Origin of the sequence: Sphingobium sp. KCTC 72723 (assembly GCF_014280435.1) — a bacterium.
GTDB lineage: Bacteria > Pseudomonadota > Alphaproteobacteria > Sphingomonadales > Sphingomonadaceae > Sphingobium.
On record NZ_CP060388.1, the window covers coordinates 88174 to 111316 of the forward strand.

Genomic DNA, 23143 nt, shown 5'->3' on the forward strand with positions numbered 1-23143 from the left:
CCGACCCCGCTTGGTTAGAGAGCGGGCATGACCGCGCCTATCCAGATCACCGCCATCCTGCTCGCCGGGTCGCGCCCCACGCCCGATCCGCTGGCGGTGGCTGCGGGCGTCCCGGTCAAGCCGCTTGCTCCCGTGGCGGGCGAACCGATGATCAACTATCCCGCCCGCGCGCTGTTGGCGCACCGGGCCGTCGGGCAACTCATCGTCCTGACCCAATCGCCCGATCCTTTCCTGACCGATCCTGCCACCGCATGGCTGGCCGATCACCCCCGCGTCCGCTTCGAACGCAGCGGCGCAGGGATCGCCTCGTCGCTGCTGGCGCTGCTGGAACGGGGCGACGTCCCTTTCCCCATGCTGCTGACCACGGCGGACCATGTCCTGCTGGACGCGGCCATGCTCGATCAATTTATAGCCGAAGCGTCGGGCGCGGACATTGCCGTTGCTCTGGTCGAACGCAGGACGCTGCTGGCCCGCTACCCGCAATCGCGCCGGACATGGCTCAAATTCCGTGATGGCTGGTGGTCGGGCGCGAACATCTTCTGGTTCGGCAGCGACCGGGCGCGCCCGGTCATCGCCCTGTGGCAGGAAGTCGAGCAGGACCGCAAAAAGGGGTGGAAGATCATGTCCGCCTTTGGCCCCGTCGCGCTGGTCGGCACGCTGCTGCGTATCCTTACGCTGCGCGGCGGGATCGCCCGGATCGGCCGCCGGTTCGGGCTGGCCGCGCGGCTGGTGGCGATGGACAGGGCCGAAGCCTGTATCGATGCCGACAAGGTCGAGGATGTCGTGTTGATCGAACGGATATTGGCGGATCGCGATCAGGCCGCCTGACGTTCTCCGTCGAGCTTGGTCAGCAGCGCCGCGACTTCCTGCGCCGGGATCGGGCGGCTGAAGAAATAGCCCTGGATCTGCCCGCACCCTTCGGCCTGCAATATTTCCAGCTGGTCGCTCGTTTCCACGCCCTCCGCCGTCGTTTCGATGCCCAGCGCGTCGGCCAGCGTCGTGATCGCGCGGATGATCGCGGTCGCGCCCTTATGTTCCAGCAGGTCGACGATGAAGCTGCGATCGATCTTGAGCTTGTCGAACGGAAAGCTGCGCAGATAGCTCAATGAGGAATAGCCTGTGCCGAAATCATCGAGCGCCACCCGCACGCCCAGCGCGCGCAGCGAATGGAGCGAGGCCAGCGTCGTTTCGACATTGTCGATGAACAGGCTTTCGGTAATTTCCAGTTCCAGCCGGTTTGGGTCGATGCCCGAACGTGCCAGCGCCTGAAGCACTACGGCGGCCAGATTGGGGCTGCGAAACTGGATCGGCGAAATATTGGCCGCGACGCGGATATGGTCTGGCCAGGTCGCGGCGATGCGACAGGCTTCGTGCAGCACCCATTCGCCGATCGGGATGATAAGGCCGGTTTCCTCCGCCAGCGGAATGAAGTCGATCGGCGACACCATGCCGCGTGTGGGGTGGTGCCAGCGCAGCAATGCTTCGAACGCGGTAACGCGGTTCTGGCTCAGGCCGAACAGCGGCTGAAAATGCAGCGCCAGTTCGCCATTGCGCAGCGCATCGTGCAGGTCGGTTTCCAGCGCGCGGCGTGCCTGCGCCTGCGCATCCATGCCGCTTTCGAAGAAGCGGTGGCTGCCCTTGCCCTCGCTTTTGGCCCGGTGCAGCGCCAGTTCGGCGTTTTTGAGCAGGCTCGTCGCGTCCGCTCCGTCCTGCGGTGATAAAGCAATGCCTATGCTGGCGCTGACGATGATGCGATGCCCGTCGACCTGGAATGGCTGCGCCATTGCGCCGACCAGCGCGCGCCCGATCTGATCGGGGGTTTGGGTGCCGCCGCGCAGCTTGACCGCAAATTCATCGCCCGCCAGCCGCGCCAGAAAGCCACCGGGGCATGTCGCGCCCAGCCGCTCGGCCACTTGCCGCAACAATGTGTCGCCGACCGGATGGCCCAGCGTTTCGTTGATTGATTTGAAATTGTCGATGTCGATGCAGAACAGCGCGATCGGCCCGCCATCTGTGCGTTGCAGCCCCAGCGCCACCTGTTCACGCAGCAGCGTCCGGTTGGGCAGGCCGGTAAGCGCATCATGGAAAGCCATATGCGCGATTTTTGCCTCACGCTGTTCGACGGCGTCGACCATGCGATTGAAACTTTGGGCAAGGCGGCCAATCTCGTCGCGCGTTTCGACCTGGACCTGCGCATGTTCGCCCGCGCTCACCCTGCGCGCTGCGGCCGCCAGCGCCACGATCGGCCGGGTCAACCGACGCGACGCGACCCATGCGCCAGCGATCGCCAGCATTGCGCCGAACGCGCCGAAACCGAACAGCGCCCACAGGATCGGCGCATAGCCGGCCATCGCGCGCGTCATGCTATATTCCAGCATCAGCACTTCGGGCGCCTGTTCCGCCAGCGTTTCGACGGCGCGCGCCTGGATCAGCATATGTTGCCCGTCGCGCTCGATTTCATGCAGCGCGGGCGTGCTGTTACCGCTGGGCAGCGTATTTGACGGCACATGGGCCAGCGGCACCAGTTGGGGATGCAGGTCGAGCGAGGACAGCTTCGCCAATGCTTCCAGATCCGCCGGTCCCATATTGCGGGCGAACACGACCCACCCGACCAGCATCGGCGATTTGACCGGCGCGGCGGCGGCGATGTGGCTGTCCGTGCCCCAACGGACGACGCCTTGTCTGCGCCCTGAATCCAGCGCGTCGTAAAGCTGGTCCTGCTCCGGGCGGCTCAGGTCGTTCAGATCGCCGATAACCGTGCCATCGACCGCGACGAACATCGCATGGTCCAGCTGGAACCGTCCTTCCAGGCTTTGCAGCGCGGACATGATGGTGGGCGCGTCGCCGGTGCCGACCGCCTCCCGAAAGCCGAAATCGCTGGCCAGCACATCGGCGGCCTGGCCAAGCTGGCGTTGCTGCATCACGGAAATACGGTCGAACAGCGCGCTGCCGACATTCATTTCCCGCCGGATCACATTTTCCGCATAAGTTTCGATGACCTTGCGCGTCCCGTAAAGCGTCAGCATCGTGACGCCAACGAACAATGCGCCATAGAATAGCGTCATCTTGAGCGTCAGCGTGGCGCGGACCTGCCACACCCAGCGCAACCATTGACGTTTCAGGCGCACGGCGTGGATCATTGTGCGGAACGAAGCGCCAGCGGAACGGTCTTGTTCACGGTCCCGCTCGCCGGGATCGGCAGGTTCATGATCATCTCATTATCCTTGCCCTTGAGCAGCGGGTGCCAGACCGTCACCTGCGCCGTGCCAGTGGCCAGTCCGTCGATCTGCGCCTGACCTGCGGCATTGCTCTTGGCCGCGAACGGCGTGTTCACCACGCGGATGAAGCCGGCCATCTGGTCATGGATATTGCACCCCAGCGCAACGGCACCTTCGCTCTTGAAGGTATAGGTGCGGCTTTCATCCTGTCCGAACAGCTTGATTTCGAACTTGGCGGCCTTGGAAAAGGAATAGACGTGGTGCCGCACCTTGTCCTTGTTGGGGAATTTGACGGTCGCGCCGACCGGGACGATCAGGACATGGGGCGCAAAGCTGATATTCTGCTGCACCATGCTGGTCCCCCATGGAAAACGGATCGGCCCAGAAGGGATGCCGCCTGCCGGGCGCACGGTCACGACCGCGTCGGGAACCGGGCGGCCCGCCGCATCGACGATCCGCAGGTTCAGGTCGCCTGCCCATGCAGGCATGGCCAGAATGGAAAGGAGGGCGGCGGGCAGGAAAGCCAGGCATGGTTTACGCATGACCCACGCTGATAGGGTCAAATATTGAACAAATGTTTAGTTCGTTTTGGACTTATTTCGGCGCATTGGGCCATGTCGCGTCGCAAACCGGATGTTAACCATATGGCGGGTAACAGGCCGGCATGACCTATATGCGCCCTTTCCTGCTTTCCGCCTGCACCCTGCTGGCTGTCCTGCCTTCAAGTGTGGACGCCCGACCACTCCGAAATGGAGGCAAGTTGCTGCTCACCAATGGCATCACCTCGCTGGAGGGGGCGTCGGGCGGTGGCCTGACCCCCTGGGCCGTCATCGCTGGCAATGCGACGTCGGACGGCATCGGCCTGTCCGCCCATGGCACGCTGGTGGAGGTCAAGGATTATGATTATCAGAGCGCTGGCGTCGCTGTCGGCATCCGCGACCGGATCGAACTGAGCTACACCCATCAGGATTTCAACACGAACGAGATTGGCGCGGCGCTGGGTCTGGGGAAGGACTATGCCTTTTCGCAGGATGTGTTCGGCGCAAAGGTCCGTGTGGCAGGCGATCTGGTCTATGACCAACTGCCTGCCATCGCGCTGGGCGTGCAATATAAGAAGAACAATCAGGGCGCTACCGTCCGTGCCATCGGCGCGCAGGATGACGAGGGCGTCGATTATTATGCGTCGGTCAGCAAATTATTCCTGTCCCGCTCCATCCTGTTGTCCGGCACCGCGCGCCTGACCAAGGCGAACCAGATGGGCCTGCTGGGCTTTGGCGGCGGCAAGAATGACGATTATACTATCCAGTTCGAAGGATCCGCCGCATGGCAATTGTCGCGGCATGTCGCGGTCGGCGGCGAATATCGGCGCAAGCCCGACAATCTCAACATCGCGCGCGAGGATGACTGGTTCGACGCTTTCGTCGCCGTCGCGGTCGCGCGCAATGTCACTGCGACGATCGCCTATGCCGACCTCGGTTCCATCGCCACGGTGAAGAACCAGCGTGGCGTGTTCCTGCAACTCCAGACTGCTTTTTAAGGGACGAAACCTATGTCCATCATCCTGTCGCTCCTTTTGCTTCGGGCGCCGCACGCCCTGCCGGGCGAGGCCGCCGTCGATCCCTATGTCGCCGACAATCGCCATGCCGGAGCCGCGCCGTTCGATGGCGACGGCATGGCAAAGGCCTTCCACGGGCAGGACGGCATCCGCCGCATCGTGGATCGCTTCGTCGTCATCAACTATGCCGACCCGGTGATCGGCGAGATTTTCGCCAATCATGATCAGGTCCGGCTGAAACGCACCTTGTTCGAACAATTTTGCTACATATTGAACGCGGGGTGCAGTTACAGCGGACGCGACATGGCCAGTTCGCACAAGGATCTGGGCGTGCAGAAGGCGGACATGAACCGCCTGGTCGAAACGCTCCAGCGTGCCATGGCGGAGGAAGGCGTCGGCTTTCAGGCGCAGAACCGTTTCCTGTCAAAACTTGCCCCCATGCGCCGCGACGTGCTGGAAAAGTAACGTTACGCCACCGTATCGTCGGCAACTCTTTCTGCGTGCGCCCGTTTAACCACAGGAAATCACGCAAGGAGTTAAACACATGGGTGAAGCAACCGATAAGTTGAAGGCCGCTGGCAACAAAGCTGCTGGTGCCGTCAAGGAAAGGATTGGCAAGGCAACGGACAATGAACGTCTGGAAGCCGAAGGTCAGGCGCAGAAGGCCAAGGGTACGGCGCAGGACGTAGCCGGATCGGTCAAGGGCGCGCTCGGCGACAAGATCTGATTTGATTTGCTCCCAAGCAAGAGGAAACCCCGCCCTTATCCGGCGGGGTTTTCTTTGTTGCCCTCATCCCCTGCCAGATAAGCCCGCACGTCCCGCCGCAATTCCCCGGCGCACAGATAGAGCGCGATGACGTTGGGGATAGCCATCAGGAAGAAACTGCTGTCCACAATGCCGACCACCCGGCCCAGGTCGATCGCAGCGGCGGGGGGCAGGGCGACGACATAGAGAATCTTGTAGGTCCATTGCGCCCGCGCGCCATGGCCGAACAGATAGCCCCATGCCTGCAACCCGTAAAAGCCCCATGCGACCAGCGTGGAATAAGCGAACAAGAACACTACCACGGCCAGCAGCCACGGGAACCAGGGTGATACCTGCGCGAAGGCGGCCGACGTGATCGCAATCCCCTCCAGCCCGCTATTCCATGTTCCCGCCACTACCAGCGCCAGCCCGCCCAGCGCGCAGACGATCATCGTGCCGAGCAAAGGCTCCAGCAGCGCGACCAGCCCTTCGGATACGGGATGCCGCGCCCGCGCCAGGCTATGCGCCATCACTGCCGACCCTACGCCTGCTTCGCTGGCGAACACCGCGCGCCGCATCCCCGCGACGAAAGCACCGACCGCGCCTCCGGTCGCCGCGCTGCCGCTCCATGCCCCGTCCCAGATCAGCGCCAGCGCGCCGGGGATCGCATCCAGATGCAGCGCCAATATCGCCAGCACCCCAACCAGATAGACGGCCACCTTGATCGGCGTCAGCCGCTTGGCTACTTCGCCCAGCCACGCCGCGCCGCCCAGCGTCACCAGCGCAACCGCCCCGGCCAGAAACACGCCATAGGCCCAGCCGTTGGTCAGGCCGGTGACGACATTCACCTGCGCGAAACTCTGGTTCACCTGCACCATCGGGATCGCCCCGAACAGGGCGAAGAACGCATAGGCACCGCCCAGCGCCATGCCGATCCGCGGCCAGCCGCGCGCCGCGCCGACCGCTTTCAACACATACATCGGCCCGCCATGGACGTGGCCCTGCGCGTCGAACACCCGATATTTCAGGCCCAGCGTCACTTCGGCCATCTTCACCGTCATCGCGAACCATCCGATGACGAACATCCACAATATCGCGCCCGGCCCGCCCGTGGTCAGCGCCACCGCGACGCCCGCAATATTGCCCAGCCCGATCGTGCCGGACATCGCGGTGCTGAGCGCGGCCCATTGGCTGACGTCGCCCTGCGCCTCGCCCTTGTCGGGTTGGGTCCGCAATATGCGCAGCGCCCGGCCGACATGACGAATATTGGGGAAACCCAGCCACGCCGTGAAGAACAGCATCGGCACCGCCAGATACAGGACGATCAATTCGATCTGCGCACCCAGTAAAGGCACCTTGAAAAACACCGCGTTGGAAAGCGCGTCCACAAAAACATTGAAACTGTCCATCGCGCGGGGATGCCGCGCGTTCAAAAGAAAGTCGATCAAAGATTTCTCGACGCGCCTTGCGGGTTGAAACCCGCCCCCTGTCCGGTGCATGGGAAACATCATGAGCAGGAAATATTTCGGCACCGACGGCATCCGTGGCCGCACCAACGCTTCGCCGATGACGGCGGACATGGCGATGAAGGTCGGCATGGCGGCCGGCACGCATTTTCTGCGCGGCAGCCATCGCCATCGCGTCGTGATCGGCAAGGACACTCGTCTGTCGGGCTATATGGTCGAAAATGCGCTGGTCGCGGGCTTTACCGCCGTGGGCATGGACGTGGTCCAGTTCGGGCCGATCCCGACGCCTGCCGTCGCTTTGCTCGCCCATTCGATGCGCGCCGATCTGGGCGTCATGATATCGGCCAGTCACAATCCCTATTTCGACAATGGCATCAAATTGTTCGGCCCGAACGGCTACAAGCTGTCGGACGAAGATGAATTGAAGATCGAGGCGCTGCTGGAGCAAGACATTCCGCTCGCCGCGTCGAAAGACATTGGCCGCGCCCGCCGGGTGGAGGATGCGCGCGGTCGTTATATCCACGCGGTGAAATCCAGCTTCCCTGCCGACCTGCGGCTCGATGGCCTGAAAATCGTGATCGATTGCGCCAATGGTGCCGCCTATCAGGTCGCGCCGTCCGCCTTGTGGGAACTGGGCGCGACTGTGGTGGCGGTCGGCGTCAGCCCCAATGGCACCAACATCAACGACGGCTGCGGATCGACTGCGCCCTTGCTGTGTCAGGAAACGGTGGTGTCATCCGGCGCGGACATCGGCATCGCGCTGGATGGCGACGCGGACCGGCTGATCGTGGTCGATGAAAAGGGCCAGATCGTCGATGGCGACCAGATCATGGCGCTGATCGCGGCCACATTCGCGCGCGAAGGCACGCTGCGCGGCGGCGGTCTGGTGGCGACGGTCATGTCGAACCTGGGCCTTGAACGTTTCCTGACCGGGCAGGGCATTGGCCTTGAACGCACCAAGGTCGGCGACCGCTATGTGCTGGAACGGATGCGTGAGGGTGGCTTCAACGTCGGCGGCGAACAGTCGGGCCATATGATCCTGTCCGACTATGGCACCACGGGCGACGGCACGGTCGCCGCGTTGCAGGTGCTGGCTGCGCTGGTGCGTTCGGGCAAGCCCGCCAGCGAAACGCTGCACCAGTTCGATCCGGTGCCGCAACTGCTGAAAAATGTCCGTTTTTCCGGTGGCAAGCCGCTGGAGCATGACGACGTCAAGCGCGTGATCGCGCAGGCGGAAGCCGAACTCAACGGATCGGGCCGCCTCGTCATCCGTCCGTCCGGCACAGAGCCGGTGATTCGCGTCATGGCCGAAGGCGACAGTGCGGATCAGGTCCGCGACGTGGTCGACCGCATCTGCGCGGCGGTGGAAAAGGCAGCGGCGTAATGAGGTTCCCCCATGCTTGAAATGCGCCCCGATTGCGAACGCTGCGGCACGGATCTGCCCGCTGACGAACCCGGTGCGTTCATCTGCTCGTTCGAATGTACCTGGTGCGCGCTCTGCGCCGAGGCGCTGGATGATCGTTGCCCCAATTGCGGCGGCGAGCTGATGGACCGGCCCAGCCGCACGGGCAAGGCGCTGGCGACCAATCCCGCCTCCACGCAGCGTCGCTTCGGCGCGTGAGCATCGCGCGCATCCTCATCATCGCCGGGTCCGATAGCGGCGGCGGCGCAGGCATACAGGCGGACCTCAAAGCCGTCACCCTGCTGGGCGGCCACGGCATGACCGCGATCACGGCCATCACCGCGCAAAATACGCTGGGGGTTCAGGGCGTCCACCCCGTGCCGACCGCCATGGTGCTGGCGCAGATGGAAAGCTGCATCAGTGACATTGGCGTCGACGCGGTAAAGATCGGCATGATCGGATCGGCAGCAACGGCCATGGCAGTCGCGGAACGGCTGGCGCAACTGGACGGCGTGCCGATTATCTTCGATCCCGTCATGGTCGCCACCAGCGGATCGCTGCTCGCCGACGCTGCCACGATCGCCGCGTTCGAACGGCTGATGGCCATTGCCACGCTGGTCACGCCCAACCTGCCGGAATTGGCTGCGCTCGGCGGGGAGGATGCTGTCCTGCGCCATGGCTGCGCTTTGCTGGCGAAGGGCGGGCATGGCGACGGGGCAATGCTGACCGATCGTATGCTGGACGGGGCAGGCCAAGTCGCGGTCTGGACCGACCCGCGCATCGACACGCGCCACACTCATGGCACCGGCTGCACCCTGGCCAGCGCGATTGCAACGGGGCTTGGGCAGGGGATGGCGCTGACCGCAGCCGTTGAACGTGCGCGCGCTTATGTCCGCGCCGCCCTCACCCTCGCGCCGGGGCTTGGCGGGGGGCATGGGCCGATGGGTGCGCCAACGGGGTTCCATGCCTGACTTTGCGCATGAAGCGCTCCATCATCCCGGCCGCGTCGCGGGCGTGGACGAAGCGGGGCGGGGTCCGCTGGCCGGGCCGGTGGTCGCTGCCGCCGTCATCCTGCGCGCCGAAGATTGCCCCGACGGTCTGAACGACAGCAAGAAATTGTCCGCCACGCGCCGCGCCGCGCTGGAGGTGGAGATCAAGGCCCGTGCGCTGTGCTGGGGGCTGGGCGTCGCCAGTGTGGAGGAAATCGACGACCTGAACATATTATGGGCAACGATGCTGGCCATGACCCGCGCGGTCGATGCGCTGACCCATGATTGCGCGCATGTGCTGGTCGACGGCAACCGCCTGCCGCGCTGGGACCGGCCCTCCACTGCCATTGTGGAGGGCGACGCCAAATGCCTGTCGATCGCGGCAGCGTCGATATTGGCGAAGGAAGCGCGGGACCGGATGATGGTGGAGGCGGCGCTGGCTCACCCCCAATATGGCTGGGCCAGCAACAAGGGCTATGGCAGCGCGCAGCATCTGGCCGCGCTGCGCACCCATGGCCCGACCCCGCTGCACCGCCGCAGCTTCGCGCCAGTCGCGCAATTGCTGCTGCTTTAGCGCGGCTTGCGCTGTCCCAAGCCGGGACCATGCGACCAGTTGAAGCAGCGGCCCTCTGGCATCGGCGCGGCATGTGGTTAAGAAAGCCTTATGTTCGTCCGCCGCCTGATCCTGCCCGCGCTATTGCTGCTGGGCGCATCCAGCACGGTCCTTGCCGCCTCCGACGCACCGCTGGCACCGGGAGCCTATCGCTGGAGCGACGATGGCGGGGCGGACGGCCCGCTCTATATGATCGTCAGTATCGAGCGGCAGAGGGTGCATGTCTATCGCGGCGGCACGCTGATCGGTCAGGCGCGGGTGTCGACCGGGACCAAGGGGCATCGCACCCCGACCGGCGCCTTCCCGATCCTGCAAAAACGGCAATGGCACCGCTCCAACCTGTATAGCAATGCGCCGATGCCGTTCATGCAGCGGCTGACATGGGATGGCATCGCGCTGCACGCGGGCCATGATCCGGGCTATCCCGCCAGCCATGGTTGCATCCGGTTGCCCTATGCTTTTGCGCGGCAGTTGTTCGGCCTGACGCAGATCGGCACATTGGTCGAAGTGACGGGCGACCGGCTGAGCGCTGCGCTGAAACTCGATCCGCTGCTGCTCGGCGATCCGGGGAGTACGGTCGTGACCTTCACGCCGGACCTTGGCCGCCTGACGACACCGCGCGATCCCATGCAGGATCGCGTGCCGATGCTGGAAATCGACCCGGCCATTTTCGGCCTGCGCTTTTCCCTATATTGAAAAAGGGGGGGGCTGCAACGATCCGCAGCCCCCCTTTCGTCACGCTCAATATTTGATGTTCAGCGTCGCGATTGCCGTGCGTCCGGCCGCCTGATTGGCATAGTGCGAGCTGTACGCCTTGTCATAATAGCGCTTGTTCAGCACATTCTGGACATTGACTTGCACCTGCACCGCGTCGGTGATGGCGTAGGACGCATTGCCGTCGAACCGCCAATAGCTTGGCACCATGCGCGCCAGTTGCTTGGTGATGACGACCGCATTGTTGGAGATGGTGCGGGTGTCGGAATAGCCGCCATAGACCTTGCCCATATAGATCGCGCCGCCGCCCACGGTGAAGGCCGGTGTCACCTTGTAATCGGTGAACAGCGTGCCGCTGTGCCGGGGGGTATTGGGGAACCAGCGGCCCGTGGTCGCGGCGGGCGCATAGCGCGTCACCGTGCCGACGGTCGTTGCGGTAAAGCCGCCGTCGACCACTTCGGAATCCATGAAGGTGTAGCCGCCAAAGATATTCCATTCCGGCGTGATATTGCCGTTGAAGCCGAACTCGATACCGTCGATCCGCCTTTCGCCGATGAAGCTGACCAGCCCGTTGGCATCGGTCGCCCGTGCATTTTGCGTTTCGGTGCGGAACGCGGCCAGCGTCAGCGACAGGCTGTCGCCCAGCAGGCTCCACTTTGTGCCGACTTCATAGGATTTGGTCTTTTCCACTTTCAGCGCGTCGGTCAGCGCCTGTGACGTGACGTTCAGCGCATTGCCCTCCGTCCCGTTGGCCAGGAAAGATCCGGGCGGGGTCGCGGACGTCGCGGTGGAGATATAGACGCTGCCATTGGGCGCTGGCTTGAAGATCAGGCCCGCCTGATAGGTCCACAGATCGTCCTTGCGGGTAAAGCTGACCCGGTTGGCGGTGGACGTGGCGGTCAGGCCCGGCGTCACCTTTGTCTCATAACGGTCGAACCGCCCGCCAACGTTCAGTAACAGGGAATCGCTGAACGTGATCGTGTCGAAGAAGGACGCCGCCTTGGTCGTGGTGTTCGACCGGGTCCAGGTCTTTTTTGCGCTTAGCATGATCGGCGCGACGACCGACGACGCATCCGTGGCATAGCTGACCCAGGGATCATAGGGGTTGGGATTGGCTGCGCTGGTGCAATTGAACCGCGCGATCGACGCGGCGCCGCACCGCCCGCCCGTCGCTGTCGTGCCGGTCGCAATCGCCGCGCCGGTCGCTGCATCGGACACATAGCTGCCATTCCATGCCGTTTCTTCGCTGAATTCGACGCTGGCGGCAAAACTGTTCCTGATGCCGCCCAGCGTGAACTGGCCCGACAGGTCGGTCTGGTTCAGCAGGCCCGACGTCTTGCTATACCGGCTGTTGATCCGCCGCCACACCAGGCCGCCTGCCGTCGCCGTGCTGGCCGCGCTGGTGCCATAGACATTGCCCTGGCTGTCGTCCGGCTGGGTCCACACATAGCCTTGGCTGCTCGCGCCATAGCGGCTGGTGTTGCGCAGCGTGACGCCGTCATCGAACTGATGTTCGAAACGGAAGGTCAGGTTGTTGACGTTGGTCTTGCGGAAATCGCGGTCGGCCAAACCATAATAGGCACCGCGCGCCACGCTGACCGACTGTCCGCCGATCGTGGTATAATCGCGCGCCGGGCCGGTTTCGCTGACGCCTGCGGGCGCATTGGCGATGGTGTAGAGATAGGGGATGCCCGAATCGGGCAGTTCGTCGGTTTCCAGATGATAATAGCTCACGCTCAGGCTGGTCGGCCCGGCCAGACCCAGTTTGATCGACGGCGCCACGCCCCAGCGTTTGGACCAGATGGCGTCGCGCCCGGCAACGTCCTGATCATGCCACATGGCGTTCAACCGCACGCCGACGAAATCGTTGATCGGCTGGTTGATGTCGATCGTCGCACGCTTGTAGTCGGCATTGCCCAGCGCGCCGCTGGCCGCGACGAAGCGGTCGGCGGTCGGCACTTTGGTCAGCAGGTTGATCGAACCGCCTGCATTGCCGCGCCCGCCCATGCTGCTGTCGGATCCCTTGACCACTTCGATCTGCTCGACCGCGAAGATTTCACGGCTCTGCGCACCAACATCGCGCACGCCGTCCAGATAGGTGCTGGCCTGCGAATCAAAGCCCCGGATGAAAGGGCGGTCGCCCAGCGGATTGCCGCCTTCGCCCGCGCCTAGCGTGATGCCCGGCACCGTGCGCAGCGCTTCGACCAGCGATGCGGACGCGGTGTCCTTGATCAACTGGCCCGGAATGATGGTGATGGTGCGCGGCGTGTCGATCAGCGGCGCGGTGAATTTCGGGGAGGATGCTTTGTCGACCTTATAGCCTTCTTCCTCGATCGCCGTGTCGGTGACGGTCATGGAACCCAGCCGCTTGCCTTCGCTCGGCGCGGCCTGCTCCTGCGCGGTCGCTGGCATAGCCATCGACAACACGCCGACGCAGCTCATGGCCAGGAAAGTCGGGGTCAGTTTGGCAGCCCGGTCGGGCTTGGAAATTTTCTGCATGGTCGCTCCCTCGGATTCGTCTTTGGAAGCGCTAATGCGAATGATTGCCAGATTATGCAATATCCATTGCGAAGCGTTAGCAGATTGTGGCCAGCCTGTTACAATTTAATACATTTGGATGAGCGGAAAGAGGCCGATCTGTCGCCGGATCGACCTCTCACCATTGTCCATCTCGCTGTCTACGAAAGCCGCTTACGCCGCCTGCGCCGCCTCTTCACTGGCAGGCAGTCGGATCAGGTAGTCGAACGCCGACAACCCCGCCGTCGCACCCGCACCCGCCGCAACGATGATCTGCTTGTACGGCACGGTCGTGCAATCGCCTGCCGCGAACACGCCCGGCTGACTGGTTTCGCCGCGCGCGTCGATTTCTATTTCGCCGCGCGGGGACAGGGCGATCGCGTCCTTGAGCCATTCGGTGTTGGGGACCAGGCCGATCTGGACGAAGATGCCTTCCAGTTCGATGTCATGTTCGGTGCCGCTGTTGCGATCCTTGTAGGACAGGCCCGTGACCCGCTCGCCATTGCCGTCGACTTTGGTGGTCAGGGCCGACGTGATGACCTTGACGTTGGGCAGGCTGCCCAGCTTGCGCTGTAGTACCGCATCGGCGCGCAGCTGGCTGTCATACTCGATCAGCGTGACATGGGCGACGATCCCCGCCAGGTCGATCGCGGCTTCCACGCCGCTATTGCCGCCGCCGATCACCGCGACGCGCTTGCCCTTGAACAGCGGGCCGTCGCAATGGGGGCAATAGGCCACGCCCTTATTCTTATACTCCTCCTCACCCGGCACGCCCATCTGGCGCCAGCGTGCGCCGGTGGAGAGGATGAGGGTGCGGCCCTTGAGCGACGCGCCGTTTTCCAGCACGACTTCATGATAGCCGCCCTCGGTCTTGGCCGGGATCAGCTTTGCCGCCTTTTGCAGATTCATGATCTCGACCTCATAGTCGCGGACATGGCTTTCCAGTGCGGAGGCCAGCTTTGGCCCTTCGGTCCGCGACACCGAAATGAAATTCTCGATATCCATCGTGTCCAGCACCTGCCCGCCGAAACGTTCGGCGGCGACGCCGGTGCGGATGCCCTTGCGCGCGGCATAGATGGCCGCCGCCGCGCCTGCTGGCCCGCCGCCGACGATCAGCACTTCGAACGGCTCCTGGGCCTTGATCTTCTCCGCCGCGCGGATCGCTGCGCCGCTGTCTATCTTCGCGACGATCTGCTCCATTTCCATGCGGCCCGACCCGAAAGGTTCGCCGTTCAGGAAGATGGTGGGGACGGCCATGACCTTGCGGCTGTCCACTTCATCCTTGAACAGCGCGCCGTCGATCGCGACGTGGCTGATGCGCGGGTTGAGGACGCTCATCAGGTTCAATGCCTGCACCACATCCGGGCAGTTCTGGCAGGAAAGCGAGAAATAGGTTTCAAAGGCGAAGTCGCCATCCAGTCCCTTGACCTGTTCGATCAGATCCTGTGCCGCCTTCGACGGGTGGCCGCCCACTTGCAGCAGGGCAAGGACGAGCGAGGTGAACTCATGGCCCATCGGCAAGCCGGCAAAGCGCACACCGATGTCGGTGCCGGTGCGGCGGATCATGAAGCTGGGGACGCGCTTGTCGATGCCGGTGGTGACGGAAACCTTGTCCGACAGGGCAGCGATTTCGTTGAGCAGATCGCCCAACTCGCGGGATTTGGCGTCGTCACCCAGAGAGGCGACGAGTTCGATTGGCTCACGGATGTTGACCAGATAGGCCTTGAGCTGCTGCGTCAGGGTGGCGTCGAGCATGGGTAAAATTCCTTCGATAGATACAAATATGGCCCGGAGCGGAGGAGGGGTTCCACTCCGAGCCACTTTGCGACCCGCTGGGGGAACCGTTATTTAGATTTTGCCGACCAGGTCGAGCGAGGGGGCGAGAGTGGTTTCGCCTTCTTCCCACTTGGCGGGGCAGACTTCACCGGGGTGCGCGGCGACATATTGCGCGGCCTTCACCTTGCGCAGCAGTTCGGTCGCGTTGCGGCCGACGCCTTCCGATGTGATTTCCATGAACTGGATCACGCCTTCGGGATCGACCAGGAAGGTCGCACGATCCGCCAGACCGACGCCCGGACGCATCACGTCGAAATTGTTGGTGATCTGGCCCGACTGGTCGCCCAGCATATAATAGCTGATCTTGCCGATGGCAGGCGAGGTGTCGTGCCATGCCTTGTGGCTGAAATGCGTGTCGGTTGACACCGAATAGACTTCGACGTTCAGACCCTGGAGGGTCGGATAGATGCCGGCCAGGTCTTCCAGCTCGGTGGGGCAGACGAACGTGAAATCGGCGGGGTAGAAGAAGAAGATCGCCCACTTGCCCTTCACGTCGGCGTCGGTGACGTCGACGAACTTGCCTTCCTTGTAAGCGGTGGCCGAGAAAGGCTTGATGGTCGTGTTGATGAGAGCCATGGGCTGTCCAGTTCCTTGTTGAAGGGGTTGCTGTTGCCTGGCCTATGTAGGGAAGGGGACCGCTCAGGGGAAATTGCTTTTCTCGGACGGTCTAAGTGAGAAAAGCGATCAATGATCGGTGTGATGATCGACGCCGTAGCTGTTTACGGCTCCAGCGCGCGCAACATCGCGGCTTCGACCATCGCCTGCGCTTCGCCAGCGGAGAAGGTGGTGGGGTCCAGGCAGAGTTCCAGCCACAGCCCGTCGACCAGCGCGGTCAGGCTGATCGCCGCGATCCGGGCCTGCGCCGGGACCATGGCGGGGGCGGCGGCATGGAGCATCGTTTCGAGTTGCGCGCGGGTGCCGCCATAGACTTCGGCATGAATCGCCGCGATTTTGGGATCGGTCTTGACCAGGCTCCAGAACGCGATCCAGGTGGCCAGCAGGTCCGGGTCCAGTATCGGCGCATGGAAATTGGCCTGAAGGCAGGCGCGCAGCCGGTCGCGCGGGTCGGCGCCAGCGGCCTCCACTGCGCTGTCGATCGCGGCGGATACTTTGGCGCCGACATCGGCATAGGTTGCCAGCACCAGCGCATCGACGCCGTCGAAATAATGCGTCAGCAGGCCGGACGAAACCCCCGCCTGCGCACAGATGGCGCGGACCGATGTGCCGCCGACGCCCTTTTCGGCGAGGCAACGGGCCGTCGCTTCGATCAAAGCCTGTCGCCGGACATCCGCCGTTTCGCGGACGAAGCGCGCTCTGGGACGGGCCTTGGTCGTGCGCGCTGTATTTTTGTCGTTCATAATTTCCCCCGCACCTCCTTTGCGGAATGGCGGGTGACTGGCAAGATAGCGCGGCCCGATTTGTGTCAGTGACGTTACGGAAAGCTGGCTTAGTCGCCAATCCCTTCCAGCGCGGAAAAGCGCTGCGACCATAATGCGCCATAGACGGCCATCCATTGCACCACCGGGGCCAGTCCCTTGGCCCGCGCACTATACCAGGTTTCGCGCCCCGCGCGCCGGGCCGTCACCAGATCCGCACGGCGCAGCTTGCTCATGTGGCGCGACACCATCGGTTGCGATACGCCCGATATGGCGGTCAGCGCATGGACGCTCTGTTCCCCTTCCTGCACCAGATATTCCAGCAGGGCGCGGCGCGTGCCGTCGGAAAGCGCTTTGAACTGGGCATCGGTCGTGGCGTTGCGATCGTCGGTTCGGGAAACATGCTGCATCGCAAAACTATAACCATCAGGTTATGAATAAGTCAAACCCTATGTCCATCTCGCTGTCTGTTTGCGCGTTAACCAAAAAAAGTCAGACACCCGCTTCCGCTGAGTCTTTTGGGTCACACCGCCCGATATGGAGTCCCGATGGAATCGGGAGACTCAATATCTTGTGGCTACCCCCTTCGTTCCGCGCCGCGTTAACCATTTTTCGAAAGGTTAACGGCAAGCTGTTGATCTTGACGGGGGACTCCCAAGGACTCATCGCTGGGACTGGAATTTGACGGGGGCAGAAATATGGGTGTGATGGAGCGCGTCGCGACGCGGCGGAAGAAGGCGGTTGCGCTCGCCCCGGTCGAGATCGAGGCCGATCGCCTGCTGCGCGGCGATTGCATTGCCGAAATGGCCAAGCTGCCCGACGGCTGCATCGACATGATCTTCGCCGATCCGCCCTATAATCTGCAACTGGGCGGCGACCTGTTCCGGCCCGAAGGCGGCCGTGTCGATGCGGTCGACAATGACTGGGACAAGTTCGACACGCTGGCGGCCTATGACCGCTTCACCACGGCCTGGCTGCGGCAGGCGCGGCGCATCCTGAAACCCAATGGCTCCATCTGGGTGATCGGCAGCTATCATAACATCTTCCGCGTCGGCACCGCGTTGCAGGATGAAGGCTTCTGGATCCTCAACGACATCATCTGGCGCAAGTCCAACCCGATGCCCAATTTCAAGGGGACGCGGTTCACCAATGCACATGAAACGCTGATCTGGGCCAGCCAGGGCGAGGACGCGAAATATACGTTCAATTACAAGGCGATGAAAACGCTGAACGATGAATTGCAGATGCGGTCCGACTGGGTGCTGCCGATCTGCGGCGGGCAGGAACGGTTGAAGCGCAACGGGACCAAGGCGCACCCGACGCAAAAGCCCGAAGCGCTGCTGTATCGGGTGATGCTGGCCTGCACCAAGCCGGGCGATGTCGTGCTGGACCCTTTCTTCGGCACCGGCACGACCGGCGCGGTGGCCAAGCGGCTGGGCCGCAAGTGGATCGGCATCGAACGCGAGGACGCCTATATCGAAGTCGCGCTGGAACGGATCGAGGCGGCGCTGCCGCTGGACGAATCGGCGCTGACCATCATGCAGACCGCGCGGCAGCAGCCCAAGGTCGCCTTCGGGACTCTGGTCGAAACCGGCTATATCAATCCCGGCACGATTCTGTGCGATGCCAAGCGCCGCTGGCGCGCGGAAGTGCGCGCGGACGGATCCCTGAGCGTGGGGACGGACAGCGGGTCGATCCACAAGATGGGCGCGACGTTGCAGGGCGCACCCAGTTGCAATGGCTGGACTTTCTGGCACATCGAGACGGACGGCAAGTTGCAGCCCATCGACACGCTGCGCCAGACCTATTTGCTGGCGAACGAGCCTTAGGATGATTGCTGCTCCCGCGCAGGCGGGAGCCTAGTCCGGCTGTTGGTTCTGCTACGCAAGATCGGAACTAGGCTCCTGCCTTCGCAGGAGCACGCCGCGTATTGACGCACGCGCCTGCTGCCTGAAGGATAGTCCATGCTGCCCACCATCCCCGCCGACGCCCGGCTCTACCTGCGCCCGGTCTGGTTCGTCCCCACGCCCATCGGCCTGCCCGACGGGTCGGTGGCGCGGATGGGCAATGGGTTGATCTGGTTTCAGGGTTATGAACTGACCGCGCTGAATGGCGCCGGGCGCGTGGCACGGGCGACCATCCCGGTCGCCGATTTCGACGCGACGGTCGCATCCCTGCCCGAACCCCTTGCCGCACGAGCGCGGACATTGGCGGCCAATATTTCCGCGACCCGTCCGCCGCTGGTGCTGGGCGACCGGACGATCCGCTTCGACGGGCCGCAGGTCATGGCGATCCTGAACATCACGCCCGACAGTTTTTCCGATGGCGGCAGGCATGTCGGCAATCCGCAAGCGGCCGCCGATGCGGGCTTTGCGATGGCGGCGGCGGGCGCGGCATTGATCGACGTGGGCGGGGAATCGACCCGGCCCCGCGCCGAAAAATTGTGGGAAGGCGATGAAATCGCGCGGATCGTGCCAGTGATCGAGCGGCTGGCGGCGGCGGGCGTGCCGGTGTCGGTCGACACGCGCAAGGCCGCCGTGATGGAAGCCGCGCTGGCGGCGGGCGCGAAAATCATCAACGATGTCAGCGCCCTGCTCCACGATCCGCGCAGCATGGACGTGGTCGCCAAAGCAGGCTGCCCGGTCATCCTGATGCACGCGCCATCGTCGGGCGACGACCCGCATGACAATCCTGCCGGATATAGCGATGTGGTCGCGGACGTGTTCGACCATCTGGAGGCGCGGGTGGCCGCCTGCGTCGCTTCTGGAATAGCGCGCGAGCGGATCATGGTCGATCCGGGGCTGGGGTTCGGTAAGGGGCTGGCCGACAATCTGGCGCTGGTGAACGGACTGGCGACTTTTCAGGGGCTGGGCGTGCCGTTGCTGTTTGCGGGCAGTCGCAAGCGTCTGATCGGTGCCTTGTCGAACGAAGCGCCTGCCGCCGACCGGCTGGGCGGATCGGTCGCGCTGGCATTCCGCGCGGCGGAGCAGGGCGCGCAGATGGTGCGCGTGCATGATGTGCGGGAAAGCGTGCAGGCGCTGCACCTGTGGCGCGGGCTGGCCGATGCGGGCCTTAGCGCGGTTTAGGGCTGGGCGGCATTGTCCGCCTGCGCAGGAACGGCAGCGTCGTCGGCCTTGGGCGCGAACAGGCGCAGGCTGGCCAGCGTCTTGTCCACGATCGGCTGATATTGTTCGCTCAGCATTTCGGGATAGACGAAAGTGGCGGTCACGATCGACCCGTCCCCCTGCCGCAACAGGCGGATGGCGACATTATTGCCTTCGCCGTCATTGGCGGTGCCGCGATATTCATTGGTGCCGATAAATTCGCCATCGACGCCTTCGGACCCGTTGCTGACCGTCTCGACAATCTGTTGCAGCGTCTGGTCATTGTCGTTCTTTTGCCAGAACACCCGCACATCGGCACCTGCGCCCGGATCGGCATAGATTGCGCCGTCGGCGTTGCTGCCCGCCTTGTCGATCATCCAGCCTTCGGGGAAAGTGACGGAAAAGCCGCGCTCGACATTGGTGTAGGCGCGATTTTCATCGGCATCGAGCGCCTGCTGGTCCGTCACGGCCTTGGCGGCAGCTGCCTTGGCGGCAGCTTCCACCTGTTCCTGGCTCGGCATTTCGGCGACCGGCTCGATCCGGCCGCAGGCGGCCAGAAGCAGGAAGGGGAGGCAGGCGGCAAGGGATGGGCGTGTCATCCCCGATCCAAAGCATAGGCGCGCCGATAATTCAACGCCGTAACCGCAATGGGCGCGCCAATCGGGTCAGGCAGCCCGGTTCAGGCCGCCCAGTTCAGGCAGCGCTGTCGATGCCCAGTTCGGTCAGCTTGCGATACAGGGTGGAACGGCCGATGCCCAGTCGCCGGGCCACTTCGGTCATGCGCCCGCGATAATGGCCGATAGCCAGGCGAATGACGTCAGCCTCTATCTCGGCCAGTTGGCGGACATGGCCGTCCCCTTCGAACAGAGTGATGCCCGCGCCGTCGCGATGCGGCTGGCTGGCGGCGCGCGGGCGGGGCGCGATGCGGTCTAACGGGTCGCGGGTATGGATCTGCGCGGCGATCTGCGGGAAATCCTGCGGCGTCAGCGCGTCGCCCTCACACAATACGGCGGCACGGAACAGGGCGTTCTGTAACTGACGCACATTGCCCGGCCAGCCATGCTGCATCAACAGCGCCAGTGCGTCGTCGGTCAGGCCCAGGCCACGCAGCCCCGGCTGGGTCGCGATGCGGGCGAGCAAATGGCGGCAGAGCGCGGGAATATCCCCCATCCGTTCGCGCAAAGGCGGGATGGTCAACTGCACCACGTTCAGGCGATAATAGAGATCCTCACGAAAGCGCCCGGCCTCTATTTCCTCGATCAGCCGCTTGTTGGTCGCGGCGATGACGCGGACGTCGACATGGACGGGGCGACGCGCGCCGATTGGCTGCACTTCGCCATCCTGCAACACCCGCAGCAGCTTGACCTGCGCGTCCAATGGCATTTCGCTGACTTCGTCGAGGAAGATCGTCCCCATGTCGGCGCTGGCGAATTTGCCGACATGCCGCTCGAACGCGCCGGTAAAGGCGCCGCGTTCATGCCCGAACAGTTCGGATTCGACCAGATTGGCGGGGATAGCGCCGCAGTTGACCGTGACCATCGCTTGTTTGTGGCGGGGGGAGGCGGCGTGAATGGCGCGGGCGATCACATCCTTGCCGACGCCGCTTTCGCCCTCCACCAGCACCGGGACACGGGCGCGCGCTGCCTTTGCCGCGATGGCCAGTGCCGCGCGGAATTGTGGCGCGGAACCGACCACATCCTCAAAGGAGAGGGGGGCAGTGATCTTTTCGGTCAGCGGGCGCAATTCGCCATGGGCCGCGCCCTCGGCAACGGTGACGTTCAGCGCGGCGAGCAGCCGTTCGGGTGCGATGGGTTTCGACAGATAATCGGTCGCCCCGGCGCGCATCGCTTCCACAGCGACGGCGACATTATTGTGCGCGGTCAGGATCAATATGGGCAGCGCCGGGCGGCGCGCGCGAATCTCGCGGATCAGGCCGGATGGTTCAAAATCGGGACTCCACTGGTCCAGCAGGATCGCGTCCAGCTGCATCCCGTCCTGCGTGCCGAGCATCGCAATCGCGGTTTCCCCATCGGGTGCAAAGATGGTGCGCCATCCCGCACGGGCTGCCAGCGCCGAAACCAGCCGCCGTTGCGCCGGTTCGTCGTCGATCAGCATCAGCATCGGTATGCCGTCGCGCGCCATCTGCACCCCTTAATTCCCACAGGTGGCCGACCCTATCGCCCGTAGGTAAAGGGCCGCTTAACCGCGAAAGATTTTCTTGTGCGGGTCCGGGTTGAGGGGGGCGGCGGTTATGGATAAGAGATTGGCGATAACGGCAAGACCATATTTCAATGCAAGGGGACCGGACATGGCGTCGGACGGAAATATCAAGAGCGCGGCCAAAACCTATGAAAGCTTCATCGGCGTGATGAAGTGGGGCACGATCGCTTCGGTTGCAGTGGCGGCCATCGTGGTGTTGCTGATCTCCAGCTAAGCGACACACACGGACGGGAGGGGATATAAAAATAATGAAAATAGCAGTGGTAAAAGAACAGGCAGCGGGCGAACGGCGCGTTGCCGCCACGCCTGAAACGGTCAAGAAGTTCATCGGCCTGGGCGCACAGGTTTCGGTAGAAGCAGGGGCGGGGCTTACCGCTTCGGTCGCCGATACCGATTATGCCGCGGCTGGCGCAAGCGTGGCTGACCGCGCGGCGACGGTCGCGGGCGCGGACATCATCCTTGGCGTGCAGGGACCGGATGTGGCCAGCATCGCCGGGGCAAATCCGGGCGCATGGATCGCCGCCGGGCTTAATCCTTTCGGGGAGCGGGCGCGGGTCGATGCCTATGCCGCCGCAGGCTATGAAGCGCTGGCGATGGAATTCATGCCGCGCATCACCCGCGCGCAGTCGATGGACATATTGTCGTCGCAATCGAACCTGTCGGGTTACAAGGCGGTGCTGGATGCCGCCGGCGAATATGGCAAGGCATTCCCGATGATGATGACGGCGGCCGGCACTGTGTCGGCGGCCAAGGCATTCATCATGGGCGTGGGCGTCGCGGGCTTGCAGGCGATCGCCACCGCGCGCCGCCTGGGCGCGCAGGTCAGCGCGACCGACGTGCGTGCCGCGACCAAGGAACAGATCGAATCGCTGGGTGCCAAGGCGATCTTCGTGGAGAAGGTCGCAGGAATCGAGGGCGAAGGATCGGGCGGCTATGCCACCGAGATGTCCGACGAATATAAGGCTGCGCAGGCCGAACTGGTGTCCGCGCATATCGCCAAGCAGGACATCGTCATCACCACCGCGCTGATTCCGGGTCGTCCCGCGCCACGCCTCATCACCGACGCGCAGATCGCGACGATGAAGCCGGGCAGCGTGATCGTCGATCTGGCGGTCGAACAGGGCGGCAATGTCGAAGGCGCAGTCGCAGGCGAAGTCGTCATACGCCACGGCGTCAAGATCGTGGGCCATCGCAACGTGCCGTCGCGGCTGGCCACCGACACGTCGGCCCTCTTCTCGCGCAACCTGTTCAATTTTCTGTCCGCCTTCTGGGACAAGGAAAAGAATGCGCCGGTGCTGGACGAGGAAATCGGCAACGCCATCCGCCTGACGCAGGGCGGCAAGGTTGTTAATGAGCGGCTGTTGGGCTGACCATCATGATGCGCGTGG

The 23143-nt window shown here is 63.7% G+C and carries 23 protein-coding genes; 13 read left to right on the forward strand and 10 right to left on the reverse strand.

Annotated features, from left to right (window positions below):
* Positions 1–27 precede the first annotated feature (27 nt).
* The gene (locus tag SPBM01_RS00435) at positions 28–828 is read left to right on the forward strand and encodes a nucleotidyltransferase family protein (protein ID WP_188063505.1); all 801 of its coding nucleotides are present in this window, start codon (positions 28–30) and stop codon (positions 826–828) included.
* On the opposite strand, the gene SPBM01_RS00440 is transcribed toward SPBM01_RS00435, so the two are convergent.
* Both SPBM01_RS00440 and SPBM01_RS00445 read right to left on the reverse strand, forming a co-directional pair.
* On the reverse strand, positions 816–3128 hold the full coding sequence (locus SPBM01_RS00440; protein WP_262504287.1) for a putative bifunctional diguanylate cyclase/phosphodiesterase: 2313 nt from the start codon (positions 3126–3128) through the stop codon (positions 816–818). The genes SPBM01_RS00435 and SPBM01_RS00440 overlap by 13 nt on opposite strands.
* 8 nt (positions 3129–3136) lie before the next feature.
* Entirely contained in the window at positions 3137–3760 is a 624-nt protein-coding gene (locus SPBM01_RS00445) for a methylamine utilization protein (RefSeq protein ID WP_188063507.1), read from the reverse strand.
* A gap of 122 nt (positions 3761–3882) precedes the next feature.
* Here SPBM01_RS00445 and SPBM01_RS00450 point away from each other — a divergent pair, with 122 nt between their 5' ends.
* From SPBM01_RS00450 to SPBM01_RS00460, 3 genes are all read left to right on the forward strand, one after another.
* Positions 3883–4755: a DUF3034 family protein gene (locus SPBM01_RS00450; RefSeq protein WP_188063508.1), complete on the forward strand. Its 873-nt coding sequence runs from the start codon at positions 3883–3885 to the stop codon at positions 4753–4755.
* A gap of 12 nt (positions 4756–4767) precedes the next feature.
* Positions 4768–5238, forward strand: a complete 471-nt coding sequence (locus SPBM01_RS00455; RefSeq protein WP_188063509.1) for a group I truncated hemoglobin — start codon at positions 4768–4770, stop codon at positions 5236–5238.
* Positions 5239–5317: 79 nt separating this feature from the next.
* Positions 5318–5500, forward strand: a complete 183-nt coding sequence (locus tag SPBM01_RS00460; RefSeq protein WP_188063510.1) for a CsbD family protein — start codon at positions 5318–5320, stop codon at positions 5498–5500.
* 35 nt (positions 5501–5535) lie between these two features.
* Here SPBM01_RS00460 and SPBM01_RS00465 read toward each other — a convergent pair whose 3' ends face one another.
* Positions 5536–6927, reverse strand: coding sequence for an alanine/glycine:cation symporter family protein (locus tag SPBM01_RS00465; RefSeq protein ID WP_188065487.1), 1392 nt, complete (start codon positions 6925–6927; stop codon positions 5536–5538).
* A 100-nt stretch (positions 6928–7027) separates the two neighbouring features.
* Between SPBM01_RS00465 and glmM the strand changes: the two genes are divergently transcribed.
* The 5 genes from glmM (at position 7028) to SPBM01_RS00490 (ending at position 10684) form a co-directional block, all read left to right on the forward strand.
* Complete coding sequence (gene glmM / locus SPBM01_RS00470) at positions 7028–8368, forward strand: phosphoglucosamine mutase (protein WP_188063511.1); 1341 nt, start codon at positions 7028–7030, stop codon at positions 8366–8368.
* Between the two features lie 12 nt (positions 8369–8380).
* Positions 8381–8605 (forward strand): DUF1272 domain-containing protein, encoded by a 225-nt coding sequence (locus SPBM01_RS00475; RefSeq protein ID WP_188063512.1) that lies wholly within the window; start codon positions 8381–8383, stop codon positions 8603–8605.
* Positions 8602–9357: a bifunctional hydroxymethylpyrimidine kinase/phosphomethylpyrimidine kinase gene (thiD, locus tag SPBM01_RS00480; protein ID WP_188063513.1), complete on the forward strand. Its 756-nt coding sequence runs from the start codon at positions 8602–8604 to the stop codon at positions 9355–9357. Before SPBM01_RS00475 ends, thiD begins: the two co-directional genes overlap by 4 nt.
* The gene (locus SPBM01_RS00485; RefSeq protein WP_188063514.1) at positions 9350–9949 is read left to right on the forward strand and encodes a ribonuclease HII; all 600 of its coding nucleotides are present in this window, start codon (positions 9350–9352) and stop codon (positions 9947–9949) included. Before thiD ends, SPBM01_RS00485 begins: the two co-directional genes overlap by 8 nt.
* A gap of 90 nt (positions 9950–10039) precedes the next feature.
* Positions 10040–10684 (forward strand): L,D-transpeptidase family protein, encoded by a 645-nt coding sequence (locus tag SPBM01_RS00490; RefSeq protein WP_188063515.1) that lies wholly within the window; start codon positions 10040–10042, stop codon positions 10682–10684.
* Positions 10685–10729: 45 nt separating this feature from the next.
* On the opposite strand, the gene SPBM01_RS00495 is transcribed toward SPBM01_RS00490, so the two are convergent.
* The 5 genes from SPBM01_RS00495 to SPBM01_RS00515 form a co-directional block, all read right to left on the reverse strand.
* Positions 10730–13201, reverse strand: coding sequence for a TonB-dependent receptor (locus tag SPBM01_RS00495; protein ID WP_188063516.1), 2472 nt, complete (start codon positions 13199–13201; stop codon positions 10730–10732).
* 192 nt (positions 13202–13393) lie between these two features.
* Positions 13394–14974: an alkyl hydroperoxide reductase subunit F gene (gene ahpF, locus SPBM01_RS00500; protein WP_188063517.1), complete on the reverse strand. Its 1581-nt coding sequence runs from the start codon at positions 14972–14974 to the stop codon at positions 13394–13396.
* 93 nt (positions 14975–15067) lie between these two features.
* Complete coding sequence (ahpC, locus tag SPBM01_RS00505) at positions 15068–15631, reverse strand: alkyl hydroperoxide reductase subunit C (protein WP_188063518.1); 564 nt, start codon at positions 15629–15631, stop codon at positions 15068–15070.
* A 143-nt stretch (positions 15632–15774) separates the two neighbouring features.
* Entirely contained in the window at positions 15775–16413 is a 639-nt protein-coding gene (gene betI, locus SPBM01_RS00510) for a transcriptional regulator BetI (protein ID WP_188063519.1), read from the reverse strand.
* Between the two features lie 89 nt (positions 16414–16502).
* Positions 16503–16841 carry an ArsR/SmtB family transcription factor gene (locus tag SPBM01_RS00515; RefSeq protein WP_188063520.1) on the reverse strand — a complete coding sequence of 113 codons (339 nt, stop codon included), beginning with the start codon at positions 16839–16841 and terminating at the stop codon, positions 16503–16505.
* A 288-nt stretch (positions 16842–17129) separates the two neighbouring features.
* On the opposite strand from SPBM01_RS00515, the gene SPBM01_RS00520 reads away from it, so the two are divergent.
* Positions 17130–18260 carry a site-specific DNA-methyltransferase gene (locus SPBM01_RS00520; protein WP_188063521.1) on the forward strand — a complete coding sequence of 377 codons (1131 nt, stop codon included), beginning with the start codon at positions 17130–17132 and terminating at the stop codon, positions 18258–18260.
* Positions 18261–18395: 135 nt separating this feature from the next.
* Positions 18396–19517: a dihydropteroate synthase gene (gene folP / locus SPBM01_RS00525; protein ID WP_188063522.1), complete on the forward strand. Its 1122-nt coding sequence runs from the start codon at positions 18396–18398 to the stop codon at positions 19515–19517.
* On the opposite strand, the gene SPBM01_RS00530 is transcribed toward folP, so the two are convergent.
* A complete protein-coding gene (locus SPBM01_RS00530; RefSeq protein WP_188063523.1) occupies positions 19514–20134 on the reverse strand; it encodes a hypothetical protein in 621 nt (206 codons plus the stop codon). The two genes, folP and SPBM01_RS00530, sit on opposite strands and share 4 nt — an antisense overlap.
* Before the next feature lie 94 nt (positions 20135–20228).
* Positions 20229–21677, reverse strand: coding sequence for a sigma-54-dependent transcriptional regulator (locus tag SPBM01_RS00535; protein ID WP_188063524.1), 1449 nt, complete (start codon positions 21675–21677; stop codon positions 20229–20231).
* A 166-nt stretch (positions 21678–21843) separates the two neighbouring features.
* On the opposite strand from SPBM01_RS00535, the gene SPBM01_RS00540 reads away from it, so the two are divergent.
* Together SPBM01_RS00540 and SPBM01_RS00545 are read left to right on the forward strand one after the other, a co-directional pair.
* Positions 21844–21969, forward strand: coding sequence for an aa3-type cytochrome c oxidase subunit IV (locus tag SPBM01_RS00540; protein ID WP_188063525.1), 126 nt, complete (start codon positions 21844–21846; stop codon positions 21967–21969).
* Positions 21970–22003: 34 nt separating this feature from the next.
* Positions 22004–23125 (forward strand): NAD(P) transhydrogenase subunit alpha, encoded by a 1122-nt coding sequence (locus tag SPBM01_RS00545; protein ID WP_188063526.1) that lies wholly within the window; start codon positions 22004–22006, stop codon positions 23123–23125.
* The last annotated feature ends 18 nt before the right edge of the window (positions 23126–23143 follow it).

Coding starts and splice junctions, on each gene's coding strand:
- folP (WP_188063522.1), top strand. CDS start 18,396: ATGCTGCCCACCATCCCCGCCGACGCCCGGCTCTACCTGCGCCCGGTC.
- SPBM01_RS00460 (WP_188063510.1), top strand. CDS start 5,318: ATGGGTGAAGCAACCGATAAGTTGAAGGCCGCTGGCAACAAAGCTGCT.
- SPBM01_RS00540 (WP_188063525.1), top strand. CDS start 21,844: ATGGCGTCGGACGGAAATATCAAGAGCGCGGCCAAAACCTATGAAAGC.
- SPBM01_RS00445 (WP_188063507.1), bottom strand. CDS start 3,760: ATGCGTAAACCATGCCTGGCTTTCCTGCCCGCCGCCCTCCTTTCCATT.
- SPBM01_RS00515 (WP_188063520.1), bottom strand. CDS start 16,841: ATGCAGCATGTTTCCCGAACCGACGATCGCAACGCCACGACCGATGCC.
- betI (WP_188063519.1), bottom strand. CDS start 16,413: ATGAACGACAAAAATACAGCGCGCACGACCAAGGCCCGTCCCAGAGCG.
- SPBM01_RS00465 (WP_188065487.1), bottom strand. CDS start 6,927: ATGGACAGTTTCAATGTTTTTGTGGACGCGCTTTCCAACGCGGTGTTT.
- SPBM01_RS00520 (WP_188063521.1), top strand. CDS start 17,130: ATGGGTGTGATGGAGCGCGTCGCGACGCGGCGGAAGAAGGCGGTTGCG.
- SPBM01_RS00530 (WP_188063523.1), bottom strand. CDS start 20,134: ATGACACGCCCATCCCTTGCCGCCTGCCTCCCCTTCCTGCTTCTGGCC.
- SPBM01_RS00485 (WP_188063514.1), top strand. CDS start 9,350: ATGCCTGACTTTGCGCATGAAGCGCTCCATCATCCCGGCCGCGTCGCG.
- SPBM01_RS00435 (WP_188063505.1), top strand. CDS start 28: ATGACCGCGCCTATCCAGATCACCGCCATCCTGCTCGCCGGGTCGCGC.
- SPBM01_RS00450 (WP_188063508.1), top strand. CDS start 3,883: ATGACCTATATGCGCCCTTTCCTGCTTTCCGCCTGCACCCTGCTGGCT.
- SPBM01_RS00535 (WP_188063524.1), bottom strand. CDS start 21,677: ATGGCGCGCGACGGCATACCGATGCTGATGCTGATCGACGACGAACCG.
- SPBM01_RS00475 (WP_188063512.1), top strand. CDS start 8,381: ATGCTTGAAATGCGCCCCGATTGCGAACGCTGCGGCACGGATCTGCCC.
- SPBM01_RS00490 (WP_188063515.1), top strand. CDS start 10,040: ATGTTCGTCCGCCGCCTGATCCTGCCCGCGCTATTGCTGCTGGGCGCA.
- SPBM01_RS00455 (WP_188063509.1), top strand. CDS start 4,768: ATGTCCATCATCCTGTCGCTCCTTTTGCTTCGGGCGCCGCACGCCCTG.
- glmM (WP_188063511.1), top strand. CDS start 7,028: ATGAGCAGGAAATATTTCGGCACCGACGGCATCCGTGGCCGCACCAAC.
- ahpC (WP_188063518.1), bottom strand. CDS start 15,631: ATGGCTCTCATCAACACGACCATCAAGCCTTTCTCGGCCACCGCTTAC.
- SPBM01_RS00545 (WP_188063526.1), top strand. CDS start 22,004: ATGAAAATAGCAGTGGTAAAAGAACAGGCAGCGGGCGAACGGCGCGTT.
- ahpF (WP_188063517.1), bottom strand. CDS start 14,974: ATGCTCGACGCCACCCTGACGCAGCAGCTCAAGGCCTATCTGGTCAAC.
- SPBM01_RS00495 (WP_188063516.1), bottom strand. CDS start 13,201: ATGCAGAAAATTTCCAAGCCCGACCGGGCTGCCAAACTGACCCCGACT.